This window comes from Kitasatospora sp. NPDC058492 (assembly GCF_042720685.1).
Classification (GTDB): Bacteria; Actinomycetota; Actinomycetes; order Streptomycetales; family Streptomycetaceae; genus Kitasatospora.
This window is the reverse complement of sequence record NZ_JBHXMU010000028.1, coordinates 83,738-107,807: the sequence shown is the minus strand read 5'-3', so window position 1 is coordinate 107,807 and position 24,070 is coordinate 83,738. Positions and strand designations below refer to the sequence as shown.

Below are 24,070 nucleotides of genomic sequence, written 5' to 3'. Positions count from 1 at the left end.
CCCTCAAACGCGCCCAACACCACAACTGGCCACCACCACAACCGGCAACAGTCACCGTCACCCAGCACGACACAACCTAAAGTCACTGGCATTGGGCCTAGCCTCTGCGGTGCTGTCGTGGGCCCCGTTCCGGTCGGTCGCCGGGGCGGGGCCCGTTTCGTACCTGTGGGGAGGCAACGGCGCAATGAGTGCGACGGGGGATGCGGGGCTGCCGGAGGCACGGCGGGATGCCGGGGGTGTCGGGGGCGTCGGCGGGGAGGTCGACGAGAAGCGGGTCACCTGGGCCGAGCTCTACTTCGACCTGGTCTTCGTCTTCGCGATCACCCAGGTCTCCGGGCTGCTGCACCACCACCACGACGCCACCGGGCTGGTCCGGGCGCTGGTGGTGTTCGTGCCGGTGTACTGGTGCTGGGTGGGCACCACCGTGCAGGCCAACATCAGGGACGTGGACAACCTGCGGGACCGCCTCGGCATCCTGGCGGTCGGGCTGGCCGGCCTGTTCATGGCGCTCGCCGTCCCGGGCGCGTACGGCGGGCGGGGCGTGCTGCTCGGCGCCGCGTACTGGCTGGCCCGGCTGGTGCTGCTGCTCCTGCTGATCCGCCTGCCGGGCGTCTGGCGCGGCCCGTACGGCGCCGGCGTGCTGGTCAGCGGGCCGCTGCTGGTCGTGGGCGGGCTGTTGCCGGACGGGCCGCGGCTGGCCCTGTGGGCGGCGGCAGCGCTCTGCGACCTGGCCGCGCCGCTGGTGTTCCGGCGGCGGCTGGCGGCGGTGGCGTACCACCCCTCGCACATGCCGGAGCGGTTCGCGCTGTTCCTGCTGGTGGCGCTCGGCGAGTCGATCGTCGGCATCGGCGGGACGGCGGCCGGCGCCCGGCTGGACGTGGCCGAACTCACGGCCGTGGCCGCCGCGTTCACCATCTCGGCGGGGCTGTGGTGGCAGTACTTCGTGTACGCGGCGGACGCCATGCGGTACGCCGTCGAGGTCGCCGACTCCCGGCGGGACGTCGTCCGGCGGATCTTCCAGTACGGGCACCTGGCGCTGGCCGCCGGAGTGATCGGGGTGGCGGTCGGCTTCGGGGAGACCGTCGCGGACCCGTGGCAGGCGCTCGGCCCGGGGTCGGTGGCGCTGCTGTACGGCGGGTGCGGGCTGTACCTGCTGACCTTCGGGTACACCCGCTGGATGATGTTCCGCAAGGTGGCGACGACCCGGCTCGGTGCGGCGGCGGTGGTGCTGGGGCTGGCGCCGGCGGTGGTGCGGCTGCCGGCGCTGGCGGTACTGGTGGCACTGGCGGTGCTGCTGGTGGCGCTCAACGTGGTGGAGCACGTCCGGGTGGTGCGGGCGGCCGGTTCGGACCCCGCGCCGGTGGCTCCCTCGGGGTCGGCGCTGCCTGTAGTTCCCGCTGGGGCCCCGCTGCCTGGTGGGTCCGCGCTGCCTTCTGCGCCTTCTGCGGCTTCGGCGGAGTGAGTTGTCGGTGGGGCTGTGTAGCGTTCGGGGTGAAAGAGGGCGTGCGGCACAACAGCCGCGGTGTGGGAGGTAGATGTCGTGACGGACACGGTCGAGGCGGGCGTGGTGGAGGCCGGCGAGGGCGGCGGGCTGGAGCTGCCCGAGTCCTGGCGCCCGGTGCTGGGCGCCGAGACGGAGAAGCCGTACTTCGCCGAGCTGGCGGCCTTCGTGGCGGCCGAGCGCGCGCAGCACCAGGTGTTCCCGCCGAGCGGCCAGGAGTTCGCCGCGCTGGAGGCCACGCCGTACGAGAAGGTCCGGGTGCTGGTCCTCGGGCAGGACCCGTACCACGACGACGGCCAGGCCCACGGCATGAGCTTCTCGGTGCTGCCCGGCACCAGGACGCCGCCCTCGCTGCGCAACATCTTCAAGGAGCTGGACGCCGACCTCGGCATCCCCGCCCCGGACAACGGCTACCTGATGCACTGGGCCGAGCAGGGCGTCCTGCTGCTCAACGCGGTGCTCACGGTGCGCGCGCACGAGGCCAACTCGCACAAGGCGAAGGGCTGGGAGAAGTTCACCGACGCCGTGATCAAGGCGGTGAGCGAGCGCGAGGAGCCGGTGGTCTTCGTGCTGTGGGGCAACTACGCGAAGAAGAAGCTGCCGCTGATCGACACGTCCAAGCACGTGGTCGTGCAGGGGGCGCACCCGTCGCCGCTGTCGGCCAAGCTGTTCTTCGGCAGCCGCCCGTTCTCGCAGATCGACACGGCGCTGGACGGCTTCGGCGGCGAGCCGATCGACTGGCAGGTGCCCAACCTGAAGCAGGGCTGAGCACCTGGGGCTGAGCGCCCGGGAGTTGGGTGAGGGGTGGTCCGGGCGGGCGGGGTCGCCCGTCCGCCCGCTCACGGCCACCCGGCGTTCACCGCCCGTCGCGGGCGGGCGGTGACCGGTGTGCTTAGCTGGTGCCGACCGGTCGCCGGACCGGCTCTGGGGGGAGGGGCGGTACGTGCGCCGGGTAGGACGGGTAGTGGCAATCCGACGGGCCGTGGGGGCGGCCCTGGTCGTGCTGTTGGCGGGGGCCGCGGGCTGTAGCGGTTCGACCGCCGGATCGGCCAAGGGATCACCCGGGGGCCCGGGCGGCGGGGCCTCGGCCGGTGCCGCGGCCGGCGGGACCGCCGCCGTACCCACAGCCGCGCCCACCGCCTCCGCCGCGAACCCGGGCACCGGCCCCGCGAGCCTCGCCCAGCTCCCCGGCCAGGCCTTCTACGTCTCCGACCAGACCAACGCCGCCCGGCAGGTGACCGCCCTGCGCGGCCAGGGCCGGCCGGCGGAGGCCGACACGCTGCTGCGGATCGCCGCCCAACCCTCCTCGCAGTGGCTCGGCGAGCAGGGCGCCAAGGAGATCGCCGAACAGGTCAGCCGCCGGGCCGCCGAGGCGGACCGGACGGCGGTCTTCGTCGCCTACAACATCCCGCACCGCGACTGCGGCCTGTACTCGGCCGGCGGCGCCGCCGACGCCGCCGCCTACCGGGCCTGGATCAGCGGTGTCGCGGAGGCCCTCGGCGACCGCAAGGCCTGGGTGGTGCTGGAGCCGGACGCCGTCGCGCACACCCTGGACAGCTGCGGGATCAAGGGCGACCTGGCCGCCGAGCGGTACGGCCTGCTGGCCTTCGCCGTGCAGGAGCTGAAGAAGCGTCCGCAGGTGCGGGTCTACCTGGACGCGGGCAACCCCGGCTGGTCGCAGGACCCGGCCGAACTGTCCACCGCGCTGCGCAAGTCGGGGATCGCGGCGGCGGACGGCTTCGCGGTGAACGTCGCCAACTTCTACGACACCGGCCGCAACACGGCCTACGGCGGCCAGCTCTCCGCCGCCCTGGGCGGGAAGCACTTCGTCATCGACACCAGCCGCAACGGCAACGGCCCGCTCGGCGGCGACGCCTGGTGCAACCCGCCCGGCCGCGCGCTCGGTGAGCGGCCGACCGCCGACACCGGCCGGGCCGGGGTCGACGCCTACCTGTGGATCAAGAACCCGGGGGAGTCGGACGGCGAGTGCGGGCGCGGCGAGCCCCGGGCGGGCGAGTTCTGGCTGCCGTACGCGCTCGGCCTGGCGCAGGCCGCCCGCTGAGGGGGGGCTGGTCCGCGCCAGTGCCGTGACGCACCAGTGCGGGTCCGTACCAGTGCGGGTCCGCACCGGCGCGGGTCCGTACCAGGCCGTGACGCACCCGGTGTCGTTCAGCCGGTCACCTGGATCCAGCGCGCGACCGACGGAGTGCCGGCGGCGTCGGTCAGGAACAGCATGTACCAGCCGGGCGGCAGCAGGTTGGGGTTGGCGGGGAGCGTGAGCGAGACCCCGTCGGCCGTGCGACCGCTGATGTCCAGGGCCACCGACCGCTGTTCGACGTCGGTCACGTGGGTGACCGAACTCGGCCGGATCAGCTTGGCGGTGGCGACCGCGTCCGGCCGGGCGGTGCCGATCCGCACGGTGGTGCCGAGCTTCGCGGCCTCCGGCGCGGCGGCCACCTGTGGGCGGTCGCCGTGGAACAGGTACGGCGGGGTGTAGATCTCGATGCGCTGCTCGAAGCCGCCCGGCGTGGTCTCGGCCTTGTCCGCGAACAGCGGGTTGGAACCGAGCACGGCCACCCGGCCGTCCGACAGCAGCAGTGCCTCGGAGTGGTAGTTGCGGCCGACGGCGGGCTCGGCGGCGGTGCTGAAGCTGTTGGTGTCCGGGTGGTACACCTGCGCCTTGAGCAGGTCGCTGGCGCCCCGGCCCCGGTAGCCGCTGGAGCCGCCGGTGGTGAACACGGTGTCGTCCGGGAGGATCACGCTGTTCAGGTAGCGGGTGCCGCCGGCCGGCAGGTCCGGGCCCGGGGTGAAGGCGGGCTTGGCGGCGGAGAGGTCGACGATGTCGGTGCGGGCGGTGGACAGCGGCGACTCGCCGACGCCCCCGCCGCCGAGCACCATCACCTTCTGGGCCTGCGCGGGCGGCAGCAGCACCGAGGACGAGGTCTCGGTGAGGGCGGGGTCGCGCAGGCCGGGGACGGGCTGGAAGCCGTTGTTCGACAGGTCCCACACCCCGGGGTCGCGGCCCTTGTCGGCCGGGCCGTAGCCGCCGTTGGAGCCCGAGTAGAAGAGCTTGCCGGAGGCGGTCAGGAAGATCGACGGGTAGGTCGGGAAGTAGCGGTCCGGGCCCTTGGACCAGGTCTTGTTCTTCGGGTCGTAGATCTCGTTGTCGTTGCCGTTGAGGATCTCCCCGGTGTCGTCCAGGCCCGAGACGGTGACCACCCGTCCGTCCCCCAGCCCGGTGAGCGTCGGGTACCAGCGGGCGTACGCCATGTCGGTGACCTGCTCGTACAGCTCGGTGTCCGGGTTGAACTCGAACGCGGAGCGGATGCCCTGGTACTCCTGCTTGTCCAGGGTCAGCTTCGTGCTCTGCCCGTACAGGTTGTGGGCGTCGACCCCGGTCAGGCCCTTGATCCGGTACTGGGCGGGGGAGTCGGTGACGTAGTCGGCGCCCTCGCCGACCGCCTCGACGAACACGTGCTGCTCGCCGGCGGTGACGACGGCCTGCTTGCCGGCGCCCGTCTTCACCGCGGCCGGGACGGTCACCGGCACGGTGGAGGCGTACTCGCGTCCGTTCGGGCCGACGAAGACGGTGCCCTTGGGGAACGTTCTGGCGCGCTCGGGGCTCTCGTTGCGCACCCGCATGACGCCGGCCGCCCTCTTCACCACGCCCGCCAGCTTCTCGTACCGCTGGGTGCCGCCGGCCACCAGGACGCGGCCGTCCGGCAGCGAGGTGTGGCCGCCGCAGAACATGTCGGCCGGGGTGGGTATCAGCTTGTAGGTGTTCGCGGCCGGGTCCCAGAGCAGGCTGCGGAAGCTGCCCGCGTCGAAGCGCTTCTCGTCGTTGCCGGAGCCGGCCACGATGAGGACCTTGCCGGTGCGCAGCAGCGTGGCGTGGACGGCGTTGACCCGGAACTCGGCGGGGAGCGTGAGGGTCTGCCAGTGGCCGTACTCCGCCTTGTAGTCGGGGCGGTTGATCACGTACTGGTGGTACTGCTGGCCGGCGAAGCCGAGGACGGCGGGCGCGTTCATTCCGGCGACGGTCAGCGCGACGGTGCTGCCGAGGGCGAAGCGCTTGGTCCGGCCGGTCTTGTGGATCTTCACGGTGATTGGTCCCCTCGTGAGGTTCGGGAGCTCGTGAGGTTCGGGGTGGCTGGCGGGTCGGGTGTGCTGGCGGGTCGGGCGGCTTCAGCGGGTGGTGGTGTGCTCCGCCCGGTCGGGTGCCGCGGGGACGCCCGGCGGCGCGGCCGGCGCGGCCGGCGCGGCCGGGGCGACCGGTGCGGCGCGGCCGTGCCGGGGATCGCGGGCGTGCCGGGGGCGGCGCTTCTCCAGGACGACCCTCGGGGTCGCCGCCGGACCGCCGGTGACGGTGAGCGTGGCCGTGGGCCGGGTGCGCCGGCGGCGGACGGCGTCGCCGGCCAGCACCAGGATCGGCAGCACGGTCAGGACCAGGGCGATCCAGGCCCAGGTGCGCATCGCGACGTGGTCGTAGCCGGTGAAGAAGGAGGCCGCTATCGCGCCGCCGAACACCAGCGTCCAGAACAGGTGGAAGCGGAAGGTGCTCACCCGGTCCGCGCTGGCCGAACGGCCCTTCGGCGTCACCACGAAGCGGCTGCGCCGCCGCAGCAGCGCCTGCACCAGCGAGGCCGCGTAGACCGGGCCGCAGAGCGCGGACATCAGCATGCCCGCGACCCCGGAGGAGCCGGCCGGCTCGTGCGGGCTCACGTTGTGCTTGCGGTTCCAGGTGTAGAGCAGCAGTTGGAGCGCGGCGGCGTCGCTGTACAGCATCATCCAGATCTCGGAGGACACGTGGACCCCCGAGGCGCCGAACACCAGGTAGAGCACGCTGGACAGACCGCCGAGCAGCCAGGTGAGCGCCGCCATCGGGTAGAAGCCCACCATCAGCGAGTAGTTGAGCAGCCGCCCGGGCGACAGCCGCCAGAGCACCCGCCAGTACTGGGTGAGCAGGGTCTCGTAGGTGCCGCGGCTCCAGCGCAGCTGCTGGGAGAAGAAGTCGGTCCAGGAGGACGGGCCCTCGCCGACCGCGAGCACGTCCGGGGTGTACACGGATTTCCAGCGTTCACCGGTCTCGGCGTTCCGGCTCCGGTGGAACTCCAGGCCGGTCGCCATATCCTCCGTGATGGAGTCGTACAACCCGCCGATCGACTGGAGTGCACGGATTCTGACGGCGTTGTTGGTGCCGACGAACATGGGCGCGCCGTAACGGTTTCCGGCGCGCTGGATGAGTGCGTGGAAGAGGTACTGCTGGCTCTCGGAGAATTTGGTGACGGCCGATCCCGAGCTGCGGTAGTTCCCGTACACCTGGGGTCCGACCACGAATGCCACGTCGGGGTCGCGGAAGTAGCCGAGCATCCGCTCGCAGAAGTCCGGCAGCGGGACGTGGTCGGTGTCCACGGAGACCCAGAAGTCGTAGTCGTCGCCGTGCGCCTGCAACCAGGCGTTGTAGTTGCCGTGCTTGGTGCCGGTGCGGAACCGGCCCTTGGGCTGGTTCCAGTACGGGCGGCCGAAGCGGCTGAAGTGGCGGACGCCCAGCTCGGTGCAGAGCGCCTGCATCGCAGGATCGTTTCCCTCGTCCAACAGCCAGACGTCGTACGGGCCGTCGTGCCGGACGGCGCGGGCCGCGACCAGCGTGGCCCGCACCATCTCCGCCGGCTCCTTGCCCGGCACGCAGGCGGTGACGAACGCGACCCGGGTGCCGGACTCCGGCGTCACCGGTATCGGATCGCGGGCGACGAGCGTGGCGTGGGTGTTGGACACGACGTTGACCAGCCGGAACACCTCGACCACGGCGATGATCCCGATCATCACCTGGTCGCCCAGCAGCACCAGGGTGTGCGTCTCGCCGGGGCGCTCCGGCCAGTGCTCCGGCAGCAGCAGCCACACCAGCAGCACCACCTCCACCAGCGGGGCCGCCACCATCAGCAGGGCGGCGCGGATCCGGTGCGGCTCGCGGCGCAGCAGGCTGCGGTACTGGACGCGGTAGGGGGCGGTGGCCTCGTGCGTGGCCTGGTGCACGGTCTCTTGTACGGCCTGGTGCGCGTGCCAGGGTGACGGCGGGGCTCCGTGGTGGGCGGGCTCGGGCCGGTAGACGCCGCCACCGAGGTCGTCCTCCTCGTCCGGGTCGTGCGCCGGGCCGGCCAGCCGGCTGAAGTGACCGTAGTCGTACGGGGCTTCGGGTACGGGAACGGCGGCCAGGTCGTCGTCGAGCCGCCGCCCGGCGCCTCGCCCGCGGGCCGTCCCGGCGTCCTTCTGTCGCGCGAACGGCGTGGTCATCGTCTGCTCCCCCCGGCCGGGGCCCGGCCGTGGCGGCGGGCCCGTTGGTGCGTGTTCAGACCGGGGGTATGCGATCCGCCGTCCCGTGGCGCGCCTGGCCGGCCGCGTTCGGCGGGGCTGGTCCGCTCCCCCCGGAGCTTTGCTTCGCCTTGCCTCTTGCCTCGAAAGTCGTCCCCGTGAAACACCGCCCGGTGGACCGCCGTTGTTTCCAAGCGGTTTTCGGGCCGTCATTCGCGTCATGCTTCTGCTTGCGCCGGTGGGCGTTTGCGAGCGGAATTCATTGCGCGCCTGCGGGGACTTCGAATGCGGATCCCGGCACGCTCCCGGCTTCCCCTCCGGGCACGCGGGATCCACGGCGCCCCCAACTCTCCCGGAGGGCAACCGTGATCGCAACCGGTCTGGGAAATGATCACCGCGCAAGCATGAAGATCCTACGGTTCCCGGCCAATCCGCACCGCAGTGGTGCTAATGCAGCGAATTCGGCGGACGGGGCGACGGCAGCGGCGCCGCGGAGGCAAAGCGAACGGCCGGACCTCCCCGACGGGAGGCCCGGCCGCTGCTGCGGGGCGGGGTCGGTGTGTCCGGTCCGGTTGGTGCTGGCCGGTCCGGTCGACCCGGCCCGGTCAGAGCGGTGGAAGGAGGGCGGCGCCCGTCGCGGCCTGGACGTCCGCGAACCCCGTGCCCGGGGCCGTCTCCACCACCCGCAGCCCGTCCGGCGTCACGTCGATCACGGCCAGATCGGTCACGATCCGGTTGACAACTCCTCGGCCGGTGGCGGGAAGTGAGAGCTCCTCGACGATCTTCGGGGAGCCGTCCCGGGCGGTGTGCTCCATGACCACGATCAGTCGACGGGCCCCGTGCACGAGGTCCATCGCGCCGCCCATGCCCTTGACCATCTTGCCGGGGATCATCCAGTTGGCGAGGTCGCCGGCAGCCGAGACCTGCATGGCGCCGAGCACCGAGACGTCGATCCGGCCGGCCCGGATCATGCCGAAGGAGAAGGCGGAGTCGAAGTACGAGGCGCCGGGGGCGACCGTCACCGTTTCCTTCCCGGCGTTGATCAGATCGGCGTGCTCCGTGCCCTCGACCGGGTACGGGCCCACGCCCAGGATGCCGTTCTCCGAGTGCAGCACCACCTCGACGCCCGGCGGGAGGTGACTGGGGATCAGGGTGGGCAGGCCGATGCCCAGGTTCACGTACTGGCCGTCGCGCAGTTCGCGGGCGGCTCGGGCGGCCAGGGCGTTGCGCGGGTCGAGGCCGGGCTGCGGGTGGCGGACGGCCTGCGGCCGGTGGGCGGTCTGCGGGGTGGGCGCGGGGGACCGGGTGCTGGTCGGGGTGGACATCGGTTCAGGCCTCCTGGAGTGCGGGGCGGACGGTCCGGCGCTCGATGCGGCGGTCCGCGGGATCGGCGGCCACCACCCGGTCCACGTACACGCCGGGCAGGTGCACGGCGTCCGGGGCGAGCTCGCCCGGCTCGACGATCCGGTCCGCCTCGACCAGGGTGATCCGGCCCGCGGTCGCGCAGAGCGGGTTGAAGTTGCGGGCGGCGGCGTGGAACACGCAGTTCCCGTGCCGGTCCGCCACCTCGGCCCGGACCAGCGCGAAGTCCGCCGTGATGGCCTCCTCCAGCAGGTACCGGCGGCCGCCGAACTCCCGGACCTCCTTCGCCGGTGAGGCCAGCGCCACCGAGCCGTCCGCCGCGTAGCGCCAGGGCAGCCCGCCCTCCTCGACCTGGGTGCCGACCCCGGCCGGGGTGTAGAACGCGGGGACGCCGGCGCCTCCGGCGCGCAGCCGCTCGGCCAGCGTGCCCTGCGGGGTGAGCTCCACCTCCAACTCGCCGGACAGGTACTGCCGGGCGAACTCCTTGTTCTCGCCGACGTACGAGGACGTCATCCGGGCGATCCGGCCCGCCCGCAGCAGCAGGCCGAGCCCCCAGTCGTCCACCCCGCAGTTGTTCGAGACCACCTGGAGGCCGGTGGTGCCGGTGTCCGCCAGGGCGCTGATCAGGGTGCTCGGGATGCCGCAGAGGCCGAAGCCGCCGACGGCCAGCACCGCACCGTCGGGGATGTCCCCGACCGCGTCGGCGGGGGAGTCCAGGACCTTGTCCAAGGGATCACCTCGTGAGGAGTGGGATACGGGAGAGGGCGCGCCCGGGCCGGGCCCGGTGGGGGGCCCGGCGGGAAGACCCGGCGGGATGGCTCGGCGGCCGCCGCCGGACGGCTGCCGAGCCCCTCCACCGTCACCGGACGCGGGCCGCCGCAGCCATGGCGGCTCCCGCCATGGGCGGGTACCAGCCCGTGTCGGCCGGCCACACCCGGACGTCCGGGGAGCGGCGCCGCCCGGGTGGTATGTCGGCCAGAGCCACATCACGGTGGACCGATGCGTCGCCCGGGCACATGTCGCCAGTCCCACCGCACACCTACGGTTCCGGCATCCACCCCGCCGCACCCTCAGGAGTCGGTCATCATGCGCAGCTCGACAGCCCCCACTCGGCCCGCCTCCGGCGCCCGCCCGGGCGAGACCCTGACCGGCGGCCCGGCCCGGAAGCTCGCCGCCGTCGCGGCGTGCGTCCTGCTCGCCGCGGGCTGCGCCAAGGCCGGCACCGCCGGGACGGCCTCGGCGGACGGCGGTGGTGCGAAGAGCCCGGTCAAGGTCGGCCTGGTGTACTCCAAGACCGGACCGCTGGCCGCCTACGGCAAGCAGTACCTGGAGGGCTTCAAGGCGGGGCTGAGCTACGCGACCAAGGGCACCGGCGCGGTCGACGGGCACAAGGTCGAATTCGAGGAGCAGGACGACGCGGGCGACCCGGCCAAGGCGGTGTCCGCCGCCAAGGACCTGATCGGCAAGGGCTACAAGGTCCTGGCCGGCTCCACCGCCTCGGGCGTCGCCCTCCAGGTGGGCCCGATCGCCGCCCAGAACAAGGTGCTCTTCGTCAGCGGCCCGGCCGCCGCCGACAAGGTCACCGGTTTGAACAAGTACACCTTCCGTTCCGGCCGCCAGTCCTTCCAGGACATCCGCACCGCGGCCTCGTTCATCGGTGACGCCAAGGGCAAGAAGGTCACCGTGCTCGCTCAGGACAACGCCTTCGGACAGGCCAACGTGGCTGCCGTCAAGGCCGTGCTCGGCGCCCAGGGCGCGACGGTCGACCAGGTGCTCGCCCCGCCGAGCGCCACCGATCTCACCCCGTTCGCCACCCAGGCCAAGACCGCCAAGCCCGACCTGCTGTTCGTCGCCTGGGCCGGCGACAGCTCCTCGGCCCTGTGGACGGCGCTCAACCAGCAGGACGTGTTCGCCGACACCAAGGTCGTCACCGGCCTGGATCTGGCCGCCTCCTACCCGCTGTTCGGCCCGGCGGCCGAGAAGATCTCCTTTCTGAACCACTACTTCGGCGGCGCCGCCGGCACCCCGGTGGAGAAGGCCATGGACGAGGCCGTCACCGCCGCCGGCGGGAAGACCGACATCTTCACGCCCGACGGCTTCACGGCCGCCCAGCTGATCGTGCACGCCGTCGAGGCCAACCACGGCTCCACCGACGACACCTCGGCCCTGGTCAAGGCGCTGGAGGGCTGGAGCTTCGACGGGGTGAAGGGGCGTACCACGGTGCGCGCCGAGGACCACGCCCTCCTCCAGCCGATGTTCCAGGCCCGGCTGACCGGCACCGGGGCCGCCGCCAAGCCCTCGGTGGAGAAGGCCCTGACCGCGGACGAGGTGGCGCCCCCGGTCACCCCGATGGCGGGCTGATCCCGATGCCTGCTCCCACCGCCCCCACTCCTTCCCGGGCTGGTTCCCCGGCCCCGGCCCCGGCCCCGGCCACGGCCTCGCCCGCCCCGGTGCTGCGGCTGGACGGACTCGGTTGGTCCGTCCGCGGGGTGCCGATCGTCGAGGACGTCTCCTTCTCGGTCGGCGAAGGCGAGTTCATCGCCTTCATCGGCCCCAACGGCGCCGGCAAGACCTCCCTCTTCAACCTGATCTCCGGCATCTATCCGGCGACCCACGGCAGCCTCCACCTCGACGGTGTGGACGTCACCGCCGAGGCCGTGCACGCCCGGGCGCGCCGCGGCCTCGGCCGCACCTTCCAGACCTCCTCCCTCTGGCCGGGGATGACCGTCGCCGACCACGTCCGACTGGCCGCCCAGGCGGCGGCCGGACCGCGCGCCTCGTACCGGCTCTGGCGCCGTGCCGACCGGTACCAGGAGCAGCTGGCCGAGACCCTCCACCGCACCGAACTCACCCACCGTGCGGACACCTTGGCGGGCGCGCTCTCGCACGGCGAGAAGCGCAAACTGGAACTGGCCGTCCTCCTCGTCTCCGATCCGCGGCTGATCCTGCTGGACGAGCCGATGGCGGGGGTCAGCGCCGAGGAGGTGCCGGCCCTCACCGAGCTGATCCGGTCCGTGCACCGCGACCTGGGCCGGACCGTCCTGATGGTCGAGCACCACATGGACGTCCTGCTCGGGCTGGCCGACCGCCTCGCGGTGATGCACCAGGGCACGCTGCTCGCGCTGGACACCCCCGAGGCCGTGATGGCCGACCCGACCGTGCAACAGGCCTACCTGGGCGAGGCGCTGTGACCTCCTCTCCGCTCCCCTCGCCCGGTTTTACCTCCACCGCTGCCGCCGCCTCCGCGGCCGTGCCTACGTCTCCTGCCGCCCCTCTCCTCTCCGTTCGCGATCTGCGGGTGGTCATCGGCGGGCTGCACATCCTGCACGGTGTCGACCTCGACGTGGCCCCCGTCGGGGTCACCGCGCTCCTCGGCCGCAACGGCGCCGGCAAGACCACCACCGTCAAGGCCGTGATGGGCCTGGTGCCGCGCACCGGAAGCGTCCGCTTCTCCGGTGTCGAACTCGCCTCCCTTCCAACACATCTGGTGGTCCGTCATGGCATCGGCTACGCGCCCGAGGACCGGGGGATCTTCGCCGGCCTGACGGTCGCCGAGAACCTCCGCCTCGCCGAGCGCGCCGTCCGGGGCGGGGGCGAGGCGGACGAGCCGAACTATCCGCTCGTCCACGAGCTCTTCCCCGAACTCAAGCAGCGGGCCGGCCAGTTGGCCGGGACGCTCTCCGGCGGCCAGCAGCAGATGGTGGCGATAGGCCGGACGCTGCTCAACCGCAACCGGTTGATCATCGCCGACGAGCCCACCAAGGGGCTGGCGCCGAAGATCGTGGCCGAGGTGGCCGAGGTCCTGGCGCGAGCGGCCGAGGCCGTGCCCGTTCTCCTGGTCGAGCAGAACCTCGCCCTCGTCCGACGGCTGGCCGGCACCTGCGCCGTCCTGGCCGACGGCCGTACCGCCCACCGGGGCGACACCGCCGAGCTGTTGGCCGACGAGGAGGCCGCCCGCCGCCTGCTCGGCGTCGGCTCCCGTCACCCGCTCGCCGGCGGACCCCGGCCCGCCGTTTCTCCGGTCACCCCTGTCGTCACCGTGGAGGTGAAGCCCTGATGGACACCGTCGTCCTCCTCTCCTGTACCGGACTAGGTCTTGGTGCGCTGTACTTCCTGGTCGCCTCCGGTCTGTCGTTGATCTTCGGTCTGATGGACGTGCTCAACTTCGCGCACGGCGCCCTGCTCTCCATCGGCGCCTACGCCACCTGGTGGGCCGGCACCGAGGCCGGCCTCTCCTTCTGGCTCGCGGTGCCGTTCGGCACCCTGGTCGGAACGGCCGCCGCCGTCCTGCTGGAGCTCTTCCTGATCCGCCCGCTCTACAGCCGGCCGCGCGATCAGATCCTCGCCACCGTCGGGGTCGGGCTCGCCGTGCCCGCCCTCCTGATGGGGGTCTGGGGTGCGGACGCCCGCCCCTTCCCCCAGCCGGCCGTGCTCTCCGGCACCTGGCACGTGCTCGGTGCGACCGTCCCGGTCAACCGCTTCGTGCTCGTGGCCGCGGCCGCGCTGCTGCTGCTCGCTCTTCGGTTGTTCCTCGCCCGTACCCGCTACGGGCTGATCGTCCGGGCCGGCGTCGAGGACCGGGCCATGGTCACGGCGCTCGGCATCGACGTCCGGAAGGCGTTCACCCTCGTCTTCGCCATCGGCGGGGCGGCCGCCGCGCTCGGCGGTGCCCTCGGTGGCCTCTACTTCGGTTCGGTCAATCCCGGCCAGGGGACCGGGCTGCTCATCTTCGCCTTCGTCGTCGTGGTGATGGGCGGCATGGGCTCCGTCACCGGGGCCGCCGTCGCCTCCGTGGGCGTTGGTCTCGTCCAGCAGTTCGCCAACTACTACACCGGCGCCGGGCTCGGCGACCTCTCGGTCGTCGTCCTGCTCGCCGTGCTCCTTCTCGTCCGACCCCGTGGACTCACCGGGAGGCTCGCGTGAGCGCCGAAACTCCGATCACGAGCACCGGTGGCCCCGCGGCCGACCGCAGCGCCGCCACCATGGCAGGGGGGACTGACACCAGCCCTGCCATGACCGCCATGCTGGCAGAGGGGACTGACACCAGCTCCGCCAACACCGTCACTGTGGCAAGGGGGACTGACACCAGCCTTGCCGAGACCCATTGTGAACACACGACCGACCTCGGCACCATCCCTCGAACAGGTGATTCAGTCACTAATCGCTGGACACCGGTGCACAGAGCGCTACGCTGGTGGCCGATCGCCCTGCTGATCACGCTCCTTGTCGCCCCATATAGTGCGCTTCCCGTCCCGGGACTGCTCGACGGCCCGCTCGGCAGCCCCGGCAGCCTGCAACTGCTCGCCCTGTGCCTGCTCTACGGGGCCCTCGCCTCCGGCTACGACCTCCTGCTCGGCCGTACCGGACTGCTCTCCTTCGGCCACGCGCTCTACTTCGCGACCGGCCTCTACGCCACCGACCTCGGCATGCTGGAACTGCGACTGCCGTTCGCCGCCGCGGCGGTCTTCGGCGTCGCCTGCACCGTCGCGCTGGCCCTGCTGCTCGGCTCGGTCAGCCTCCGCGTCACCGGCATCGGCTTCTCCATGGTCACCCTCGCCTTCGCCCAGGCCGGCTCGATCCTCGTCCAGCGCAACCCCGGTGGCGTCACCGGCGGTGAGGAGGGCCGCTCCGCCCCGGCCGACCTGCTGCCCTCCGGCCTGCTCGGGATCGAGAACACCGCCAACCTCTACTGGATCGCCGTCGGCTACCTGGTGCTGACGGTCGCCGTGGTCCACTGGGCCGTCAACTCGCCGGCCGGTCGGGTCTGGGAGGGGATCAAGGAGAACGAGCGCCGGGTGGAGGTGCTCGGACTGCGCCCCTACGGCTACAAGTTGGTCGCCTTCGTGCTCGCCGGCGGCCTCGCCGGGCTGGGCGGGGTGCTCTACCTGCTGCTGACCGGCGGCGCCACCCCGCAGGCCGCCGGCTCCGACGCCACGCTCGCCCTGCTGGTGATGGTGGTGCTCGGCGGCTCGGGGACCCGCTGGGGTCCGCTGCTCGGCGGTGTCCTCTACACCTGGGCCAGCCACCGGCTCGGCGACCTCGCAAACTCGACGACGATCGCGGACCTGCCCGCGGTCCTGCGGGTGCCACTCTCCCAACCCCTGTTCCTGCTGGGCACCCTGTTCGTCGCGGTGGTCTACCTGCTGCCCGGCGGCCTGGCTAGACTGCCTGCCCGCATTCGCGCCGCCCGATCCGCCCGTGCGGTCCGCACTCCGGCCGCTGCCCGGACCGCCCGTCCCACCGGAGGTACCCCCGCGTGAGCCAGTCGCCCCTGAAGCCCGAGGAGTTGACCGTCGCCGTGCCCGGAGGGGAGCTGGCGGTCCTGCGCTGGCCCGCCGCCGAGCCGGACGCCCCGACGATCGTGGCGGTGCACGGCATCACCGCCAACGGCCTCGCCTGGTACGAGGTCGCCCGTCAACTCGCCGGGCGGGTCACCCTGCTCGCGCCCGACCTGCGGGGGCGCGGCGGGAGCCGCGCGGTCGCCGGGCCGTACGGGCTGGCCCGGCACGCCGACGACGTGGCCGCACTGATCACGGCCCTCGGCACGGGCCCGACCACCGTGGTCGGCCACTCGATGGGAGCCTGGGTCACCGCCCTGGCCGCCGTCCGGCACCCGGAACTCGTCCGCCGGGTGCTGCTGGTGGACGGCGCGCTGACCTTCCCGCTGCCGGAGGGCATCCGTGAGGAGGACGCGCTGGCCGCGGTGCTCGGCCCCGCGCTGGCCCGGCTGTCGATGACCTTCCCGGACCGGGACGCCTACCGGGAGTTCTGGCAGCGGCACCCGGCCTTCGGGACGGCCTGGTCGGCGGAGATCGACGCCTACACCCAGCGCGACCTGGTCGGTGTCGAGCCCGAACTGCGTTCCTCCTGCGTGCTGGAGGCCGTACAGACCGACGGCGCCCAGGTCCTGCTGGACCGGGACGCGGCCACCGCAGTGCACCGGCTGCCCTGCCCGGCCGAACTGCTCTGGGCCGAGCGCGGCCTGCTCGACGAGCCCCAGGGCCTCTACGACCACCAGCGGATCGGGCTGGCCGGGCTGGACCAGGCCCGGGTGCCGGCCTCGCTGGTGCCGGACACCAACCACTACTCGATCCTCTGGGGAGAGCCGGGGGCCGAGCGCATCGTCCGCGGCCTGCTCGCGGACGTCACCGCCGCGGGGTAGCGGGCCCGGCCCCGACGACGGCGGCCGGCGGGGTCCGTCCACCCCGCGGGCCGCGCCTGTCCCGGTCTGCCCCGTCTCAGCCCGCAGCGCCGAGGAAGGTCTCCCAGCCGCCGCTCGGCGCCTGGCCGACGTTGAGCGTGCGCAGCTTGCGCAGGGTGGACTGGTCCTGCACCTCCAGCCACTCGACCAGCTGCCGGAAGGAGACCAGTCGGACGTCCGGCTTGCCCGCGATGGTCTTGAGGGTCTCCTCGACGGCGTCCATGTAGATGCCGCCGTTCCACTGCTCGAAGTGGTTGCCGATGAAGAACGGCGCACGGTTGCTGTTGTAGGCGCGGTCGAAGCCGGCCAGGTAGGAGTCCTTGGCCTGGGTGCGCCAGTCGTTGTACTTGGACGGGTCGCCCTTGGTGCTGCCCGCGGACTGGTTGGCCAGGATGTTGTAGTCCATCGACAGCACCTGGAAGGTGTGCCCGGGGAACGGGATGGACTGCAGCGGGAAGTCCCAGACCTTGCCGTCCTGCACCTTCTGCGGCCATATCTGCAGGCCGCCGGAGGAGCTGGCGTCGTACTTCCAACCCAGCTTCGCGGCCGTCGGCAGGAGCGCCTTCTGCCCCTCCAGACAGGGGGTGCGGCCGCCGATGAGCTCCTTCTTGTAATCGAAGGGGAGCGGGTCGACGTCGGTGAAGCCGGTGTTGGTCCGCCACTGGGTCACGAAGCCGATCGCCTGGTCGATCTCGCTCTGCCAGTCCTCCGGGGTCCACATGTTGACCCCGTTCTTGTCCGGGCGGCTGGAGCAGAAGTGCCCGTTGAAGTGGGTGCCGATCTCGTGCCCGGCCAGCCATGCCTGGCTGACGAGCTTGAGCGTGCTCTTGACCGCACCGTCCGACAGGTACGGGATGTCGGAGGCGCCGACCGAGTGCTTCGGCGGGTGGTACAGGTCGGCCTTGCCCTTGGGCAGGGCGTAGATCCCGGAGAGGAAGAAGGTCATCGTGGCCTTGTACTGCTCCGCCAGCTTGAGGAAGCGGGGGAACTGGCCGTCGTCGGTGCCACCCGCGCCGTCCCAGGAGAACACCACGAACTGCGGCGGCCGCTCACCGGGCTTGAGCTTCTCGGGCTTCGGCTGGTTCGGCTGCGGGCCGGTGTCGGCGTTGGAACCGTCGCCGATCGGAGTGCCCTTGGGCACCCCCGTCTTGGTCGGGTCGGTCGTGCCCGCCGGGGTGGTGCCGGGGCTGCCGCCGGTCGTGGGGGAGGAGGAGTTCTGGCTCGAACCGGATCCGCTGCTGGAACAGGCCGCGACCGCGCCGAGGGCCGCGGTCGCAGCGGTCGCACTGAGCACCGTCCTGCGCGAGATGCTGGTCATGGTCTCCCCTGGGTGCCGATGCCGGTGGTGAGGGCGGCCCGGGGCCGCACCGGTCAAATCGGGCAATTGATGAATTTTCCGCCGTTAGCATGCCATGTGGCCGCAGCGGCCACCAAGGCCGTCGACCCTCTACGAGAGTCAACACGTCAGCAGGGCCGGGCTGGGCTGCAAGGATTCGTCGTCTGTTGCCGTCCTGTGACGCTTCGCTCCTCGCGCCGCCAGGGGAGTACGGTACCGCCGGTCCGGCGGGGCGGGTCAGAGTTCGTCAGCGCTCGGTACGGCTCGTCGCCCGTCCGGGCAGATCTCGCCCATGGCGGGGGCGCGGCGAGGGGCGACCGGGGCCAGGGGTGCAGGCCGAGGCGCAGCGGTCAGAGCGCGGCGAGCCGTCGTCGGTTGCGGCGCACTATTCGCGCGATCGCGGTGCTGACGATGGTGGCAGCGGTGCAGGACACCGCGAGGCTCAGCCAGGCGGTGTCGAACCAGTGGCTGTTCAGCCAGCCCAGCGTCACGATGTAGGCGGCCCAGACCAGCGCCGCCAGAGCCGACCAGTGCAGGAAGCGGTGCGGGTGGGCGGGGGAGTGGCCGATGGCCACGTCCAGGACGGTCCGCCCGGCCGGGACGAACCGGGCGACCACCACCATGGCCGCGGCCGCCCCGTGAGGGCGTTCGACCAGGGCCTGTTGGACCCTGGTCACGCTGGCCGCCAGTTCCGGGCGCCGGGCGAGCCGGCGCTGGAGCAGCGGGGCGCCGCGCCGGGCGAGGTGCAGGAGGAGGAGGTCGCCGAGGAAGGAGGCCACTGCCACGCCCAGGCCGAGCAGCACCGGGGCGCCGTCGATCCGCGCCGTCTTGAGCACCGCCAGGATGACCAGTGTCCCGCTGGGGATGAAGGGCAGGAGGGCGTCTCCGAGCACGGCGAAGAGCGCCAGGGCGCAGATCCACGAGGATCCGATCGCCGCCACGAAGTTCAAGGCCTGTACTCCCTCCACGCCGCCCGGGGGAGCAGGTGGCCGCTGAGGTCAACGCTAGCGCCTCGACTTTTCATGCCATGAAGCACCCCGGTATGCCGCGGGTCACAGACCCCGGCCCCGACCTGCGCAAAGGCGCGAGCCCTCCACCCGGTGACTTCCGGCGCCGGCATGAAGTCGCCAGGCGTGTCCGACCGCTGGCTCTCCGTCATCCGAATGGTCGGTCGGCGGCACCGTACCGGGCCGTGCCCGCCGGCGCCGGGCGGGATCGAAGCGGGGCCGGAACGGGGCCGGCGTACGGGCCGGAGCGGGGCCGCTGCACGGGCCGCGGCGGAGCGGGCGTGAGGTCGGCGCGGTGGTCGGCGTGCAGGCCGGAACGTGCCGGATACGGGAACAGCCGGCCCGGCGCGGTGGTTGACCCCGGTCGGCAGCAGCGACCGCCGGGCCACCCGAGACCCGCGGTCGCCCACCAGGGCCGGCTCAAGAAAGCCAGAAGGGCGGACGGCATGACCACCGAGGACCAGCAGGAGCACCCGACCGAACCGCGGACCGGCGCGGCGATCCGGGGCACCGCCCGCGGCACGGCGCCCGCCCCGCTCTCCATCCTCGACCTGGCCACCGTGGGCGTCGGCTACACGCCCGCCGAGGCCCTGGCCGCGACCACCGCGCTGGCCCGCAACGCCGAGCAGTGGGGCTACCACCGCTTCTGGGTGGCCGAGCACCACGGCATGCCGGGAGTGGCCAGCTCCACCCCGGCCGTCCTGCTCGCCCACCTCGGCGCCAACACCACGACCCTGCGGCTGGGCTCGGGCGGGGTGATGCTCCCCAACCACGCCCCGCTGGCCATCGCCGAGCAGTTCGGCCTGCTGGAGGCCCTGCACCCGGGCCGGATCGACCTGGGGCTCGGTCGCGCCCCCGGCACCGACCCGGCCACCGCCCGGGCGCTGCGCCGCGGCCGCGCCGAGGGCGCCGACGACTTCCCGCAGCAGCTCGCCGAGCTGACCCACTTCCTCGACGGCGACTTCCCCTCCGGCCACCCCTACGCCCAGCTGACCGCCGTCCCCCAGGGCGACGGGCGCCCGCCGGTCTGGCTGCTCGGGTCCTCCGGCTTCAGCGCCCAGCTGGCCGGCCGCCTCGGCCTGCCGTTCGCCTTCGCCCACCACTTCAGCAGCGTCAACACCATCCCGGCGCTCGACCTCTACCGGGAGTCCTTCCGGCCCTCCGCGGTGCTCGCCGAGCCGTACGCGCTGATCGGTGTGAGCGCGGTCGCCGCCGAGGACGAGGGTGCGGCCCGTCGCCTCGCCCGCTCCGCGGCCCTCGGCATGCTCCGGCTGCGGCGCGGCAACCCCGGCCCGATCCCCACCCCGGAGGAGGCCGAGGCCTACCCGTACAGCCCGGCCGAGGCGGAGTTCATCGACAGCTGGCTCGACAACGTGGTGCTCGGCGCCCCGGGCGAGGTCGCGGACGGGCTGGAGGCCCTGCGCAAGCGGACGGGCGTGGACGAGCTGATGGTCACCTCGCACATCCACGGCCACGAGGCCCGGCTCCGCTCCTACGGCCTGATCGCCGAGGCGTACGGCCTGACGGCGGAAGCCTGACGGTCGAGGCCTGAGTACGGAAGGCCTGAGTACGGAAGGCCTGGGCGGAGAGGCCCGGCCGCCGGGTCCGCAGCGGGGCCGGCCCCGGTTACCGGCTGGTGTCCGGGCCGGGGCGGTCCTTGCGGAGTATGGCGGCGACGAGCTCGGCCTCGCCCGGCCGGGCGAAGTACCAGCCCTGGGCGGTGTCGCAGCCGGTCAGCCGCAGCCGTTCGGCCTGCGCGGCGCTCTCGATGCCCTCGGCGGTGACGGTCAGGCCGAGGGTGTGGGCCAGCTGCACCATCGCGCCCACGATCTGCTCGTCGGCGTCGCTGCGGCGGGAGCCGAGCTCGGGGAGTTCCGAAGGGTTCGTCGCCGGGGCCGGGTCGCGGAACCCCTCGATGAAGGTGCCGTCGAGCTTCAGGACGTGCACCGGCAGCCGGGAGAGGTAGGCCAGGTTGGAGTAGCCGGTGCCGAAGTCGTCGATCGCGATCCGCACGCCCATGTCCGCGAGCGCCTGGAGCGCCTGCAACGGCCGTCCGCCGGGGCCGAGCAGGGCGCTCTCGGTGATCTCCAGCTGGAGCAGCCGGGCCGGCAACCCGGTGCGTTCGAGGGCGCGGGCGACGTCGGCGACCACGTCGGAGTCCCAGATCTGGCGGGCGGCCAGATTGACGCTCACGAAGGTCTCGGTCTCGGGGAACTCGGTGAGCCACTGCCGGGCCTGGCGGCAGGACTCCTCCAGCACCCAGGTGCCGAGGGGCACGATCGCGCCGGTCTCCTCGGCGAGCGGGATGAAGCGGTCCGGAGAGAGCGTCCCGTAGCGGGGGTGGCGCCAGCGGACGAGGGCCTCCGCGCCGTGGACGGCTCCGTCGGCCAGGCCGACCAGCGGCTGGTACTCGATGGTGAACTCGCCGCGCTCCAGGGCGGGCCGCAGTGCGGTGGCGAGGAGCTGGCGGGTCAGCTGGTGGGCGCCGCGGTCCGGGTCGTAGAGGGTCCAACGGGCGCGGCCGTCGGCCTTGGACCAGTAGAGCGTGGCGTCGGCGTCCTTGACCAGGTCGGTCGGGGTGGTCTCGTGCACGGACCGTTCGACGACGCCGACGCTGGCCGTGATGACCAGCCGGTGTCCGGCGACGTCGAAGGGGTGTTCCAGTTCCTGGAGGATCCGGGCGGCCAGGTCGGTCAGTTGGTCGCTGCCCCGGCTGTCGGTGACCAGGACGGCGAACTCGTCGCCGCCCATCCGGGCCACCAGGTGGGCGTCGTGCCCGGAGAACCCGCCGCGCAGCCGGGCGGCGACGGCGATCAGCAACTGGTCGCCGATGTGGTGCCCGAGCGTCTCGTTGATCGCCGCGAAACCGTCGAGGTCCAGGTAGCAGACGCCGACCCGGCGCCCGTCCGCCGGCGCGAGGACGGTGTCGCTGGTGCCGGCGGTGTCAGGAGCCTCGGCGGGCTCAGAAGTCCCGGTGGCCCCGGTGGCCGTGACGCAGGCGGCGTCGAGCCGCTCGAAGAAGGACGTCCGGTTGGGCAGTCGGGTCAGCGGGTCGTGCAGGGCCTGGTACTCCAGACGGTCACCGAGCCGGCGCTGCTCGGTGATGTCCTCCACCAGTGCGAGGGTGTAGAGCGGTTGGCCGGCGCCGTCCCGGATCAGCGAGACGGTGACCTTGCTCCAGACGGTGCGGCCCTCGCGGTGCTTGAGCTGCTTCTCCACGCGGAACCGCTCCCGCCCGCCGTGGACGAGTTCGGGGAAGAGCCGGTGCGGCATGCCCTCCGGATCGATGATCTCGTGCAGGTGGGTGCGGACCAGTTCGCCGACGCTGCGTCCGATCAGGGCGGCGAAGGCGGGATTGACCTCGATGATCCGGTCTTCGGGGTCGATCAGGGCCATCCCGATGACCGCGTCGCAGAAGGCGGCCCGGAATCGGGATTCGCTGGCCCGCAGCGCGGCCAGCAGGCGGTCGCTCCCGCCGTTCTCCTGGCCTGGGCCGTCGACGGCGCTCCGGTGGGTGCCGTCGGTCAGCGGCGCCGAGCAGGTGGGGCAGAGCAGCATCCCGGGGTCGTCCAGCACGGTTCCCGCCGCACTCGCCGCACTCGCCGCACTCGCCGTGCCGACGGCCCTGCCGCCGGTCGCGACAGCACCGACGGCCGTGACGGAACCGACGACGCCGACCGGACCGACTGGACTGATCGAACCGACCGGACCAACCGGACTGGCCGGACCGACGGTGCTGATGTCCGGGCCCAGGAGGGGTGTTGTGAGGTGACGGTGGTGCGGTGTTTCCTCGTGCCGCACGCCCGGGTGGTGTGCGTCGGCCCCCTCGTTCTGGCCCGGCACGGCATGCTCCCGTCCGCTGCTGACGTTGGATGCTGGTCCGGCCGGCCGATCGGGACTCCGGCGGCCGGCTCCGCACTCTGTCGCGGTCCTCGGAGTCGGTCCGGTGCGGGGCGCCCGCCGTGGGGCGCTGTCGCGCGGAGACCCGCGTGAAGAACAGGGCGCTGCGGCCGATCATAGGCCGCGGCGGCAACGCGCGGTGACCGCCGCCAGGGTGATTCGCCCGCTTTGTGATCATGTGCGGCGGTACGCGCAGACGCCCCCGGTGCACATCACATGATGTGCGCCAGGGGCGCGTGCGCCGAGATCGCGCCCCCGGGCGCCGACCGCGCGCCCGGAGCGGCCGGAGCGCGCCGGGATCCGCCGGGGTCCGACGGGGTCCGACGGGATCCGTCGGGGCGTCAGGCCAGCTTGGCGGTGAGGGTGATGGTGGTGCCGGTGAGCGCCTTGCTGACCGGGCAGTTGGCCTTGGCGTCCTCGGCGGCCTTGGTGAAGTCGGCCTCGTCCAGTCCGGGCACCTCGCCGGTGACGGTCAGGTGGATGCCGGTGATGCCGGTGCCGGGCTGGAAGGTGACGTCGGCCTGGGTGTCCAGCTTGACGGGCGGGGTGCCGGCGCCGGTCAGGCCGTGCGAGAGGGCCATCGAGAAGCACGCGGAGTGAGCGGCGGCGATCAGCTCCTCCGGACTGGTCTTGCCGTTGGGCTGTTCGGCCCGGGCCGGCCAGGAGACGGGGTACTCGCCGATCCCGGACGAGGCGAAGGTCACCTGCCCCTTGCCGTCGAGCAGGTTGCCTTCCCAAGCGGTGCGGGCGGTGCGGGTGGTTGCCACGATCGGTACCTCCATTACTGAGGGACTGCTGAGTCGTCACTTCCGGTCATGCGCGCACCAGCCTACGGGGCGGCCCCCGTTCGGCCCGGGGCGGCGCGGGCCCGGATCGGCGCCGGGTGCCGGGCGGTGCGGGCAATGTCCGGATTGTGGACGGATCCGCCAAAAGGTGCGGCTCCACCACGGGGGCCCTGTTAGATTTGCCCGGGCCCGAGCCCGGCCGCCGTACGGCCGGGTGCCCACTTCAGACACCGGGAGCCGCCCCGATGACGGACCACCCCACGACCCCCGACGCAGGCCTGACCGACGGGGTCGACGCCGCCGTGCGGGCGGAGCTGACCAGCCTGCGCGAGAGCATCGACAACATCGATGCCGCGGTGGTCCACATGCTGGCCGAGCGCTTCAAGGCGACCCAGCGGGTCGGCCGGCTCAAGGCCGAGCACAAGCTGCCGCCGGCCGATCCGGCGCGTGAGCGCGACCAGATCAAGCGGCTGCGGGAGCTGGCCGCCGGGGCCAAGCTGGACCCGGTCTTCGCCGAGAAGTTCCTGACTTTCATCATCGCCGAGGTCATCCGGCACCACGAGGCCATCGCCCGCGCCTGAGAGCGCACCCCCGAGGGGGGCGGTGGTGAGCCGTCGAGGACGGCCCCGGCGCCGCCCGGCCCGGACATGTCGGGGGCGGCTAAACGCC

19 protein-coding genes are annotated in these 24,070 nt (G+C 72.8%); 11 read left to right on the top strand and 8 right to left on the bottom strand.

Annotated features, from left to right (window positions below; translation table 11 throughout):
- Nucleotides 1-184: 184 nt before the first annotated feature.
- The 3 genes from ACFWPI_RS20105 to ACFWPI_RS20095 all read left to right on the top strand — a co-directional run bounded on the left by ACFWPI_RS20105 (nucleotide 185) and on the right by ACFWPI_RS20095 (nucleotide 3,563).
- Nucleotides 185-1,462, top strand: a complete 1,278-nt coding sequence (locus tag ACFWPI_RS20105) for a low temperature requirement protein A (protein WP_380372820.1) — start codon at nucleotides 185-187, stop codon at nucleotides 1,460-1,462.
- 78 nt (nucleotides 1,463-1,540) lie between these two features.
- Nucleotides 1,541-2,269, top strand: a complete 729-nt coding sequence (locus ACFWPI_RS20100; RefSeq protein WP_244293451.1) for a uracil-DNA glycosylase — start codon at nucleotides 1,541-1,543, stop codon at nucleotides 2,267-2,269.
- Nucleotides 2,270-2,465: 196 nt separating this feature from the next.
- Entirely contained in the window at nucleotides 2,466-3,563 is a 1,098-nt protein-coding gene (locus tag ACFWPI_RS20095; RefSeq protein ID WP_380372822.1) for a glycoside hydrolase family 6 protein, read from the top strand.
- Nucleotides 3,564-3,670: 107 nt separating this feature from the next.
- Here the strand turns inward: ACFWPI_RS20095 and ACFWPI_RS20090 are convergent, their stop codons facing one another.
- The 4 genes from ACFWPI_RS20090 to ACFWPI_RS20075 form a co-directional block, all read right to left on the bottom strand.
- Nucleotides 3,671-5,602 carry a galactose oxidase-like domain-containing protein gene (locus ACFWPI_RS20090; RefSeq protein ID WP_380372824.1) on the bottom strand — a complete coding sequence of 644 codons (1,932 nt, stop codon included), beginning with the start codon at nucleotides 5,600-5,602 and terminating at the stop codon, nucleotides 3,671-3,673.
- Between the two features lie 84 nt (nucleotides 5,603-5,686).
- Nucleotides 5,687-7,792, bottom strand: coding sequence for a glycosyltransferase family 2 protein (locus ACFWPI_RS20085; RefSeq protein WP_380372827.1), 2,106 nt, complete (start codon nucleotides 7,790-7,792; stop codon nucleotides 5,687-5,689).
- A gap of 623 nt (nucleotides 7,793-8,415) precedes the next feature.
- Nucleotides 8,416-9,135 carry a 3-oxoacid CoA-transferase subunit B gene (locus ACFWPI_RS20080; RefSeq protein ID WP_079135861.1) on the bottom strand — a complete coding sequence of 240 codons (720 nt, stop codon included), beginning with the start codon at nucleotides 9,133-9,135 and terminating at the stop codon, nucleotides 8,416-8,418.
- Nucleotides 9,136-9,139: 4 nt separating this feature from the next.
- Entirely contained in the window at nucleotides 9,140-9,901 is a 762-nt protein-coding gene (locus ACFWPI_RS20075) for a CoA transferase subunit A (RefSeq protein WP_380372832.1), read from the bottom strand.
- 357 nt (nucleotides 9,902-10,258) lie between these two features.
- On the opposite strand from ACFWPI_RS20075, the gene ACFWPI_RS20070 reads away from it, so the two are divergent.
- The 6 genes from ACFWPI_RS20070 to ACFWPI_RS20045 all read left to right on the top strand — a co-directional run bounded on the left by ACFWPI_RS20070 (nucleotide 10,259) and on the right by ACFWPI_RS20045 (nucleotide 16,334).
- Nucleotides 10,259-11,533 carry a substrate-binding domain-containing protein gene (locus tag ACFWPI_RS20070; RefSeq protein WP_380372834.1) on the top strand — a complete coding sequence of 425 codons (1,275 nt, stop codon included), beginning with the start codon at nucleotides 10,259-10,261 and terminating at the stop codon, nucleotides 11,531-11,533.
- 5 nt (nucleotides 11,534-11,538) lie between these two features.
- A complete protein-coding gene (locus ACFWPI_RS20065; RefSeq protein ID WP_380372837.1) occupies nucleotides 11,539-12,363 on the top strand; it encodes an ABC transporter ATP-binding protein in 825 nt (274 codons plus the stop codon).
- 59 nt (nucleotides 12,364-12,422) lie between these two features.
- Nucleotides 12,423-13,229: an ABC transporter ATP-binding protein gene (locus tag ACFWPI_RS20060; protein ID WP_380372840.1), complete on the top strand. Its 807-nt coding sequence runs from the start codon at nucleotides 12,423-12,425 to the stop codon at nucleotides 13,227-13,229.
- On the top strand, nucleotides 13,229-14,095 hold the full coding sequence (locus ACFWPI_RS20055; RefSeq protein WP_063349260.1) for a branched-chain amino acid ABC transporter permease: 867 nt from the start codon (nucleotides 13,229-13,231) through the stop codon (nucleotides 14,093-14,095). Before ACFWPI_RS20060 ends, ACFWPI_RS20055 begins: the two co-directional genes overlap by 1 nt.
- A gap of 251 nt (nucleotides 14,096-14,346) precedes the next feature.
- On the top strand, nucleotides 14,347-15,432 hold the full coding sequence (locus ACFWPI_RS20050; RefSeq protein ID WP_380372843.1) for a branched-chain amino acid ABC transporter permease: 1,086 nt from the start codon (nucleotides 14,347-14,349) through the stop codon (nucleotides 15,430-15,432).
- Nucleotides 15,429-16,334 (top strand): alpha/beta fold hydrolase, encoded by a 906-nt coding sequence (locus ACFWPI_RS20045; RefSeq protein ID WP_380372846.1) that lies wholly within the window; start codon nucleotides 15,429-15,431, stop codon nucleotides 16,332-16,334. The genes ACFWPI_RS20050 and ACFWPI_RS20045 overlap by 4 nt, the downstream gene beginning before the upstream one ends.
- A 76-nt stretch (nucleotides 16,335-16,410) precedes the next feature.
- Here the strand turns inward: ACFWPI_RS20045 and ACFWPI_RS20040 are convergent, their stop codons facing one another.
- On the bottom strand, nucleotides 16,411-17,691 hold the full coding sequence (locus tag ACFWPI_RS20040; RefSeq protein ID WP_063349262.1) for a hypothetical protein: 1,281 nt from the start codon (nucleotides 17,689-17,691) through the stop codon (nucleotides 16,411-16,413).
- Between the two features lie 368 nt (nucleotides 17,692-18,059).
- A complete protein-coding gene (locus ACFWPI_RS20035; RefSeq protein WP_244293667.1) occupies nucleotides 18,060-18,650 on the bottom strand; it encodes a DedA family protein in 591 nt (196 codons plus the stop codon).
- A 512-nt stretch (nucleotides 18,651-19,162) separates the two neighbouring features.
- Here ACFWPI_RS20035 and ACFWPI_RS20030 point away from each other — a divergent pair.
- On the top strand, nucleotides 19,163-20,254 hold the full coding sequence (locus tag ACFWPI_RS20030) for an LLM class flavin-dependent oxidoreductase (RefSeq protein WP_380372849.1): 1,092 nt from the start codon (nucleotides 19,163-19,165) through the stop codon (nucleotides 20,252-20,254).
- Nucleotides 20,255-20,342: 88 nt separating this feature from the next.
- On the opposite strand, the gene ACFWPI_RS20025 is transcribed toward ACFWPI_RS20030, so the two are convergent.
- Nucleotides 20,343-22,274, bottom strand: a complete 1,932-nt coding sequence (locus ACFWPI_RS20025; protein WP_380372953.1) for a putative bifunctional diguanylate cyclase/phosphodiesterase — start codon at nucleotides 22,272-22,274, stop codon at nucleotides 20,343-20,345.
- A gap of 683 nt (nucleotides 22,275-22,957) precedes the next feature.
- Nucleotides 22,958-23,383, bottom strand: a complete 426-nt coding sequence (locus ACFWPI_RS20020; RefSeq protein ID WP_063351385.1) for an OsmC family protein — start codon at nucleotides 23,381-23,383, stop codon at nucleotides 22,958-22,960.
- A 263-nt stretch (nucleotides 23,384-23,646) separates the two neighbouring features.
- On the opposite strand from ACFWPI_RS20020, the gene ACFWPI_RS20015 reads away from it, so the two are divergent.
- Nucleotides 23,647-23,982, top strand: coding sequence for a chorismate mutase (locus tag ACFWPI_RS20015; protein ID WP_063349265.1), 336 nt, complete (start codon nucleotides 23,647-23,649; stop codon nucleotides 23,980-23,982).
- The last annotated feature ends 88 nt before the right edge of the window (nucleotides 23,983-24,070 follow it).

Excerpts from the sequence above, each read along its gene's own strand:
- ACFWPI_RS20080 (WP_079135861.1), bottom strand. The coding sequence starts at position 9,135 with ATGTCCACCCCGACCAGCACCCGGTCCCCCGCGCCCACCCCGCAGACC.
- ACFWPI_RS20030 (WP_380372849.1), top strand. The coding sequence starts at position 19,163 with ATGACCACCGAGGACCAGCAGGAGCACCCGACCGAACCGCGGACCGGC.
- ACFWPI_RS20105 (WP_380372820.1), top strand. The coding sequence starts at position 185 with ATGAGTGCGACGGGGGATGCGGGGCTGCCGGAGGCACGGCGGGATGCC.
- ACFWPI_RS20040 (WP_063349262.1), bottom strand. The coding sequence starts at position 17,691 with ATGACCAGCATCTCGCGCAGGACGGTGCTCAGTGCGACCGCTGCGACC.
- ACFWPI_RS20085 (WP_380372827.1), bottom strand. The coding sequence starts at position 7,792 with ATGACCACGCCGTTCGCGCGACAGAAGGACGCCGGGACGGCCCGCGGG.
- ACFWPI_RS20055 (WP_063349260.1), top strand. The coding sequence starts at position 13,229 with ATGGACACCGTCGTCCTCCTCTCCTGTACCGGACTAGGTCTTGGTGCG.
- ACFWPI_RS20065 (WP_380372837.1), top strand. The coding sequence starts at position 11,539 with ATGCCTGCTCCCACCGCCCCCACTCCTTCCCGGGCTGGTTCCCCGGCC.
- ACFWPI_RS20070 (WP_380372834.1), top strand. The coding sequence starts at position 10,259 with ATGCGCAGCTCGACAGCCCCCACTCGGCCCGCCTCCGGCGCCCGCCCG.
- ACFWPI_RS20025 (WP_380372953.1), bottom strand. The coding sequence starts at position 22,274 with ATGCTGCTCTGCCCCACCTGCTCGGCGCCGCTGACCGACGGCACCCAC.
- ACFWPI_RS20015 (WP_063349265.1), top strand. The coding sequence starts at position 23,647 with ATGACGGACCACCCCACGACCCCCGACGCAGGCCTGACCGACGGGGTC.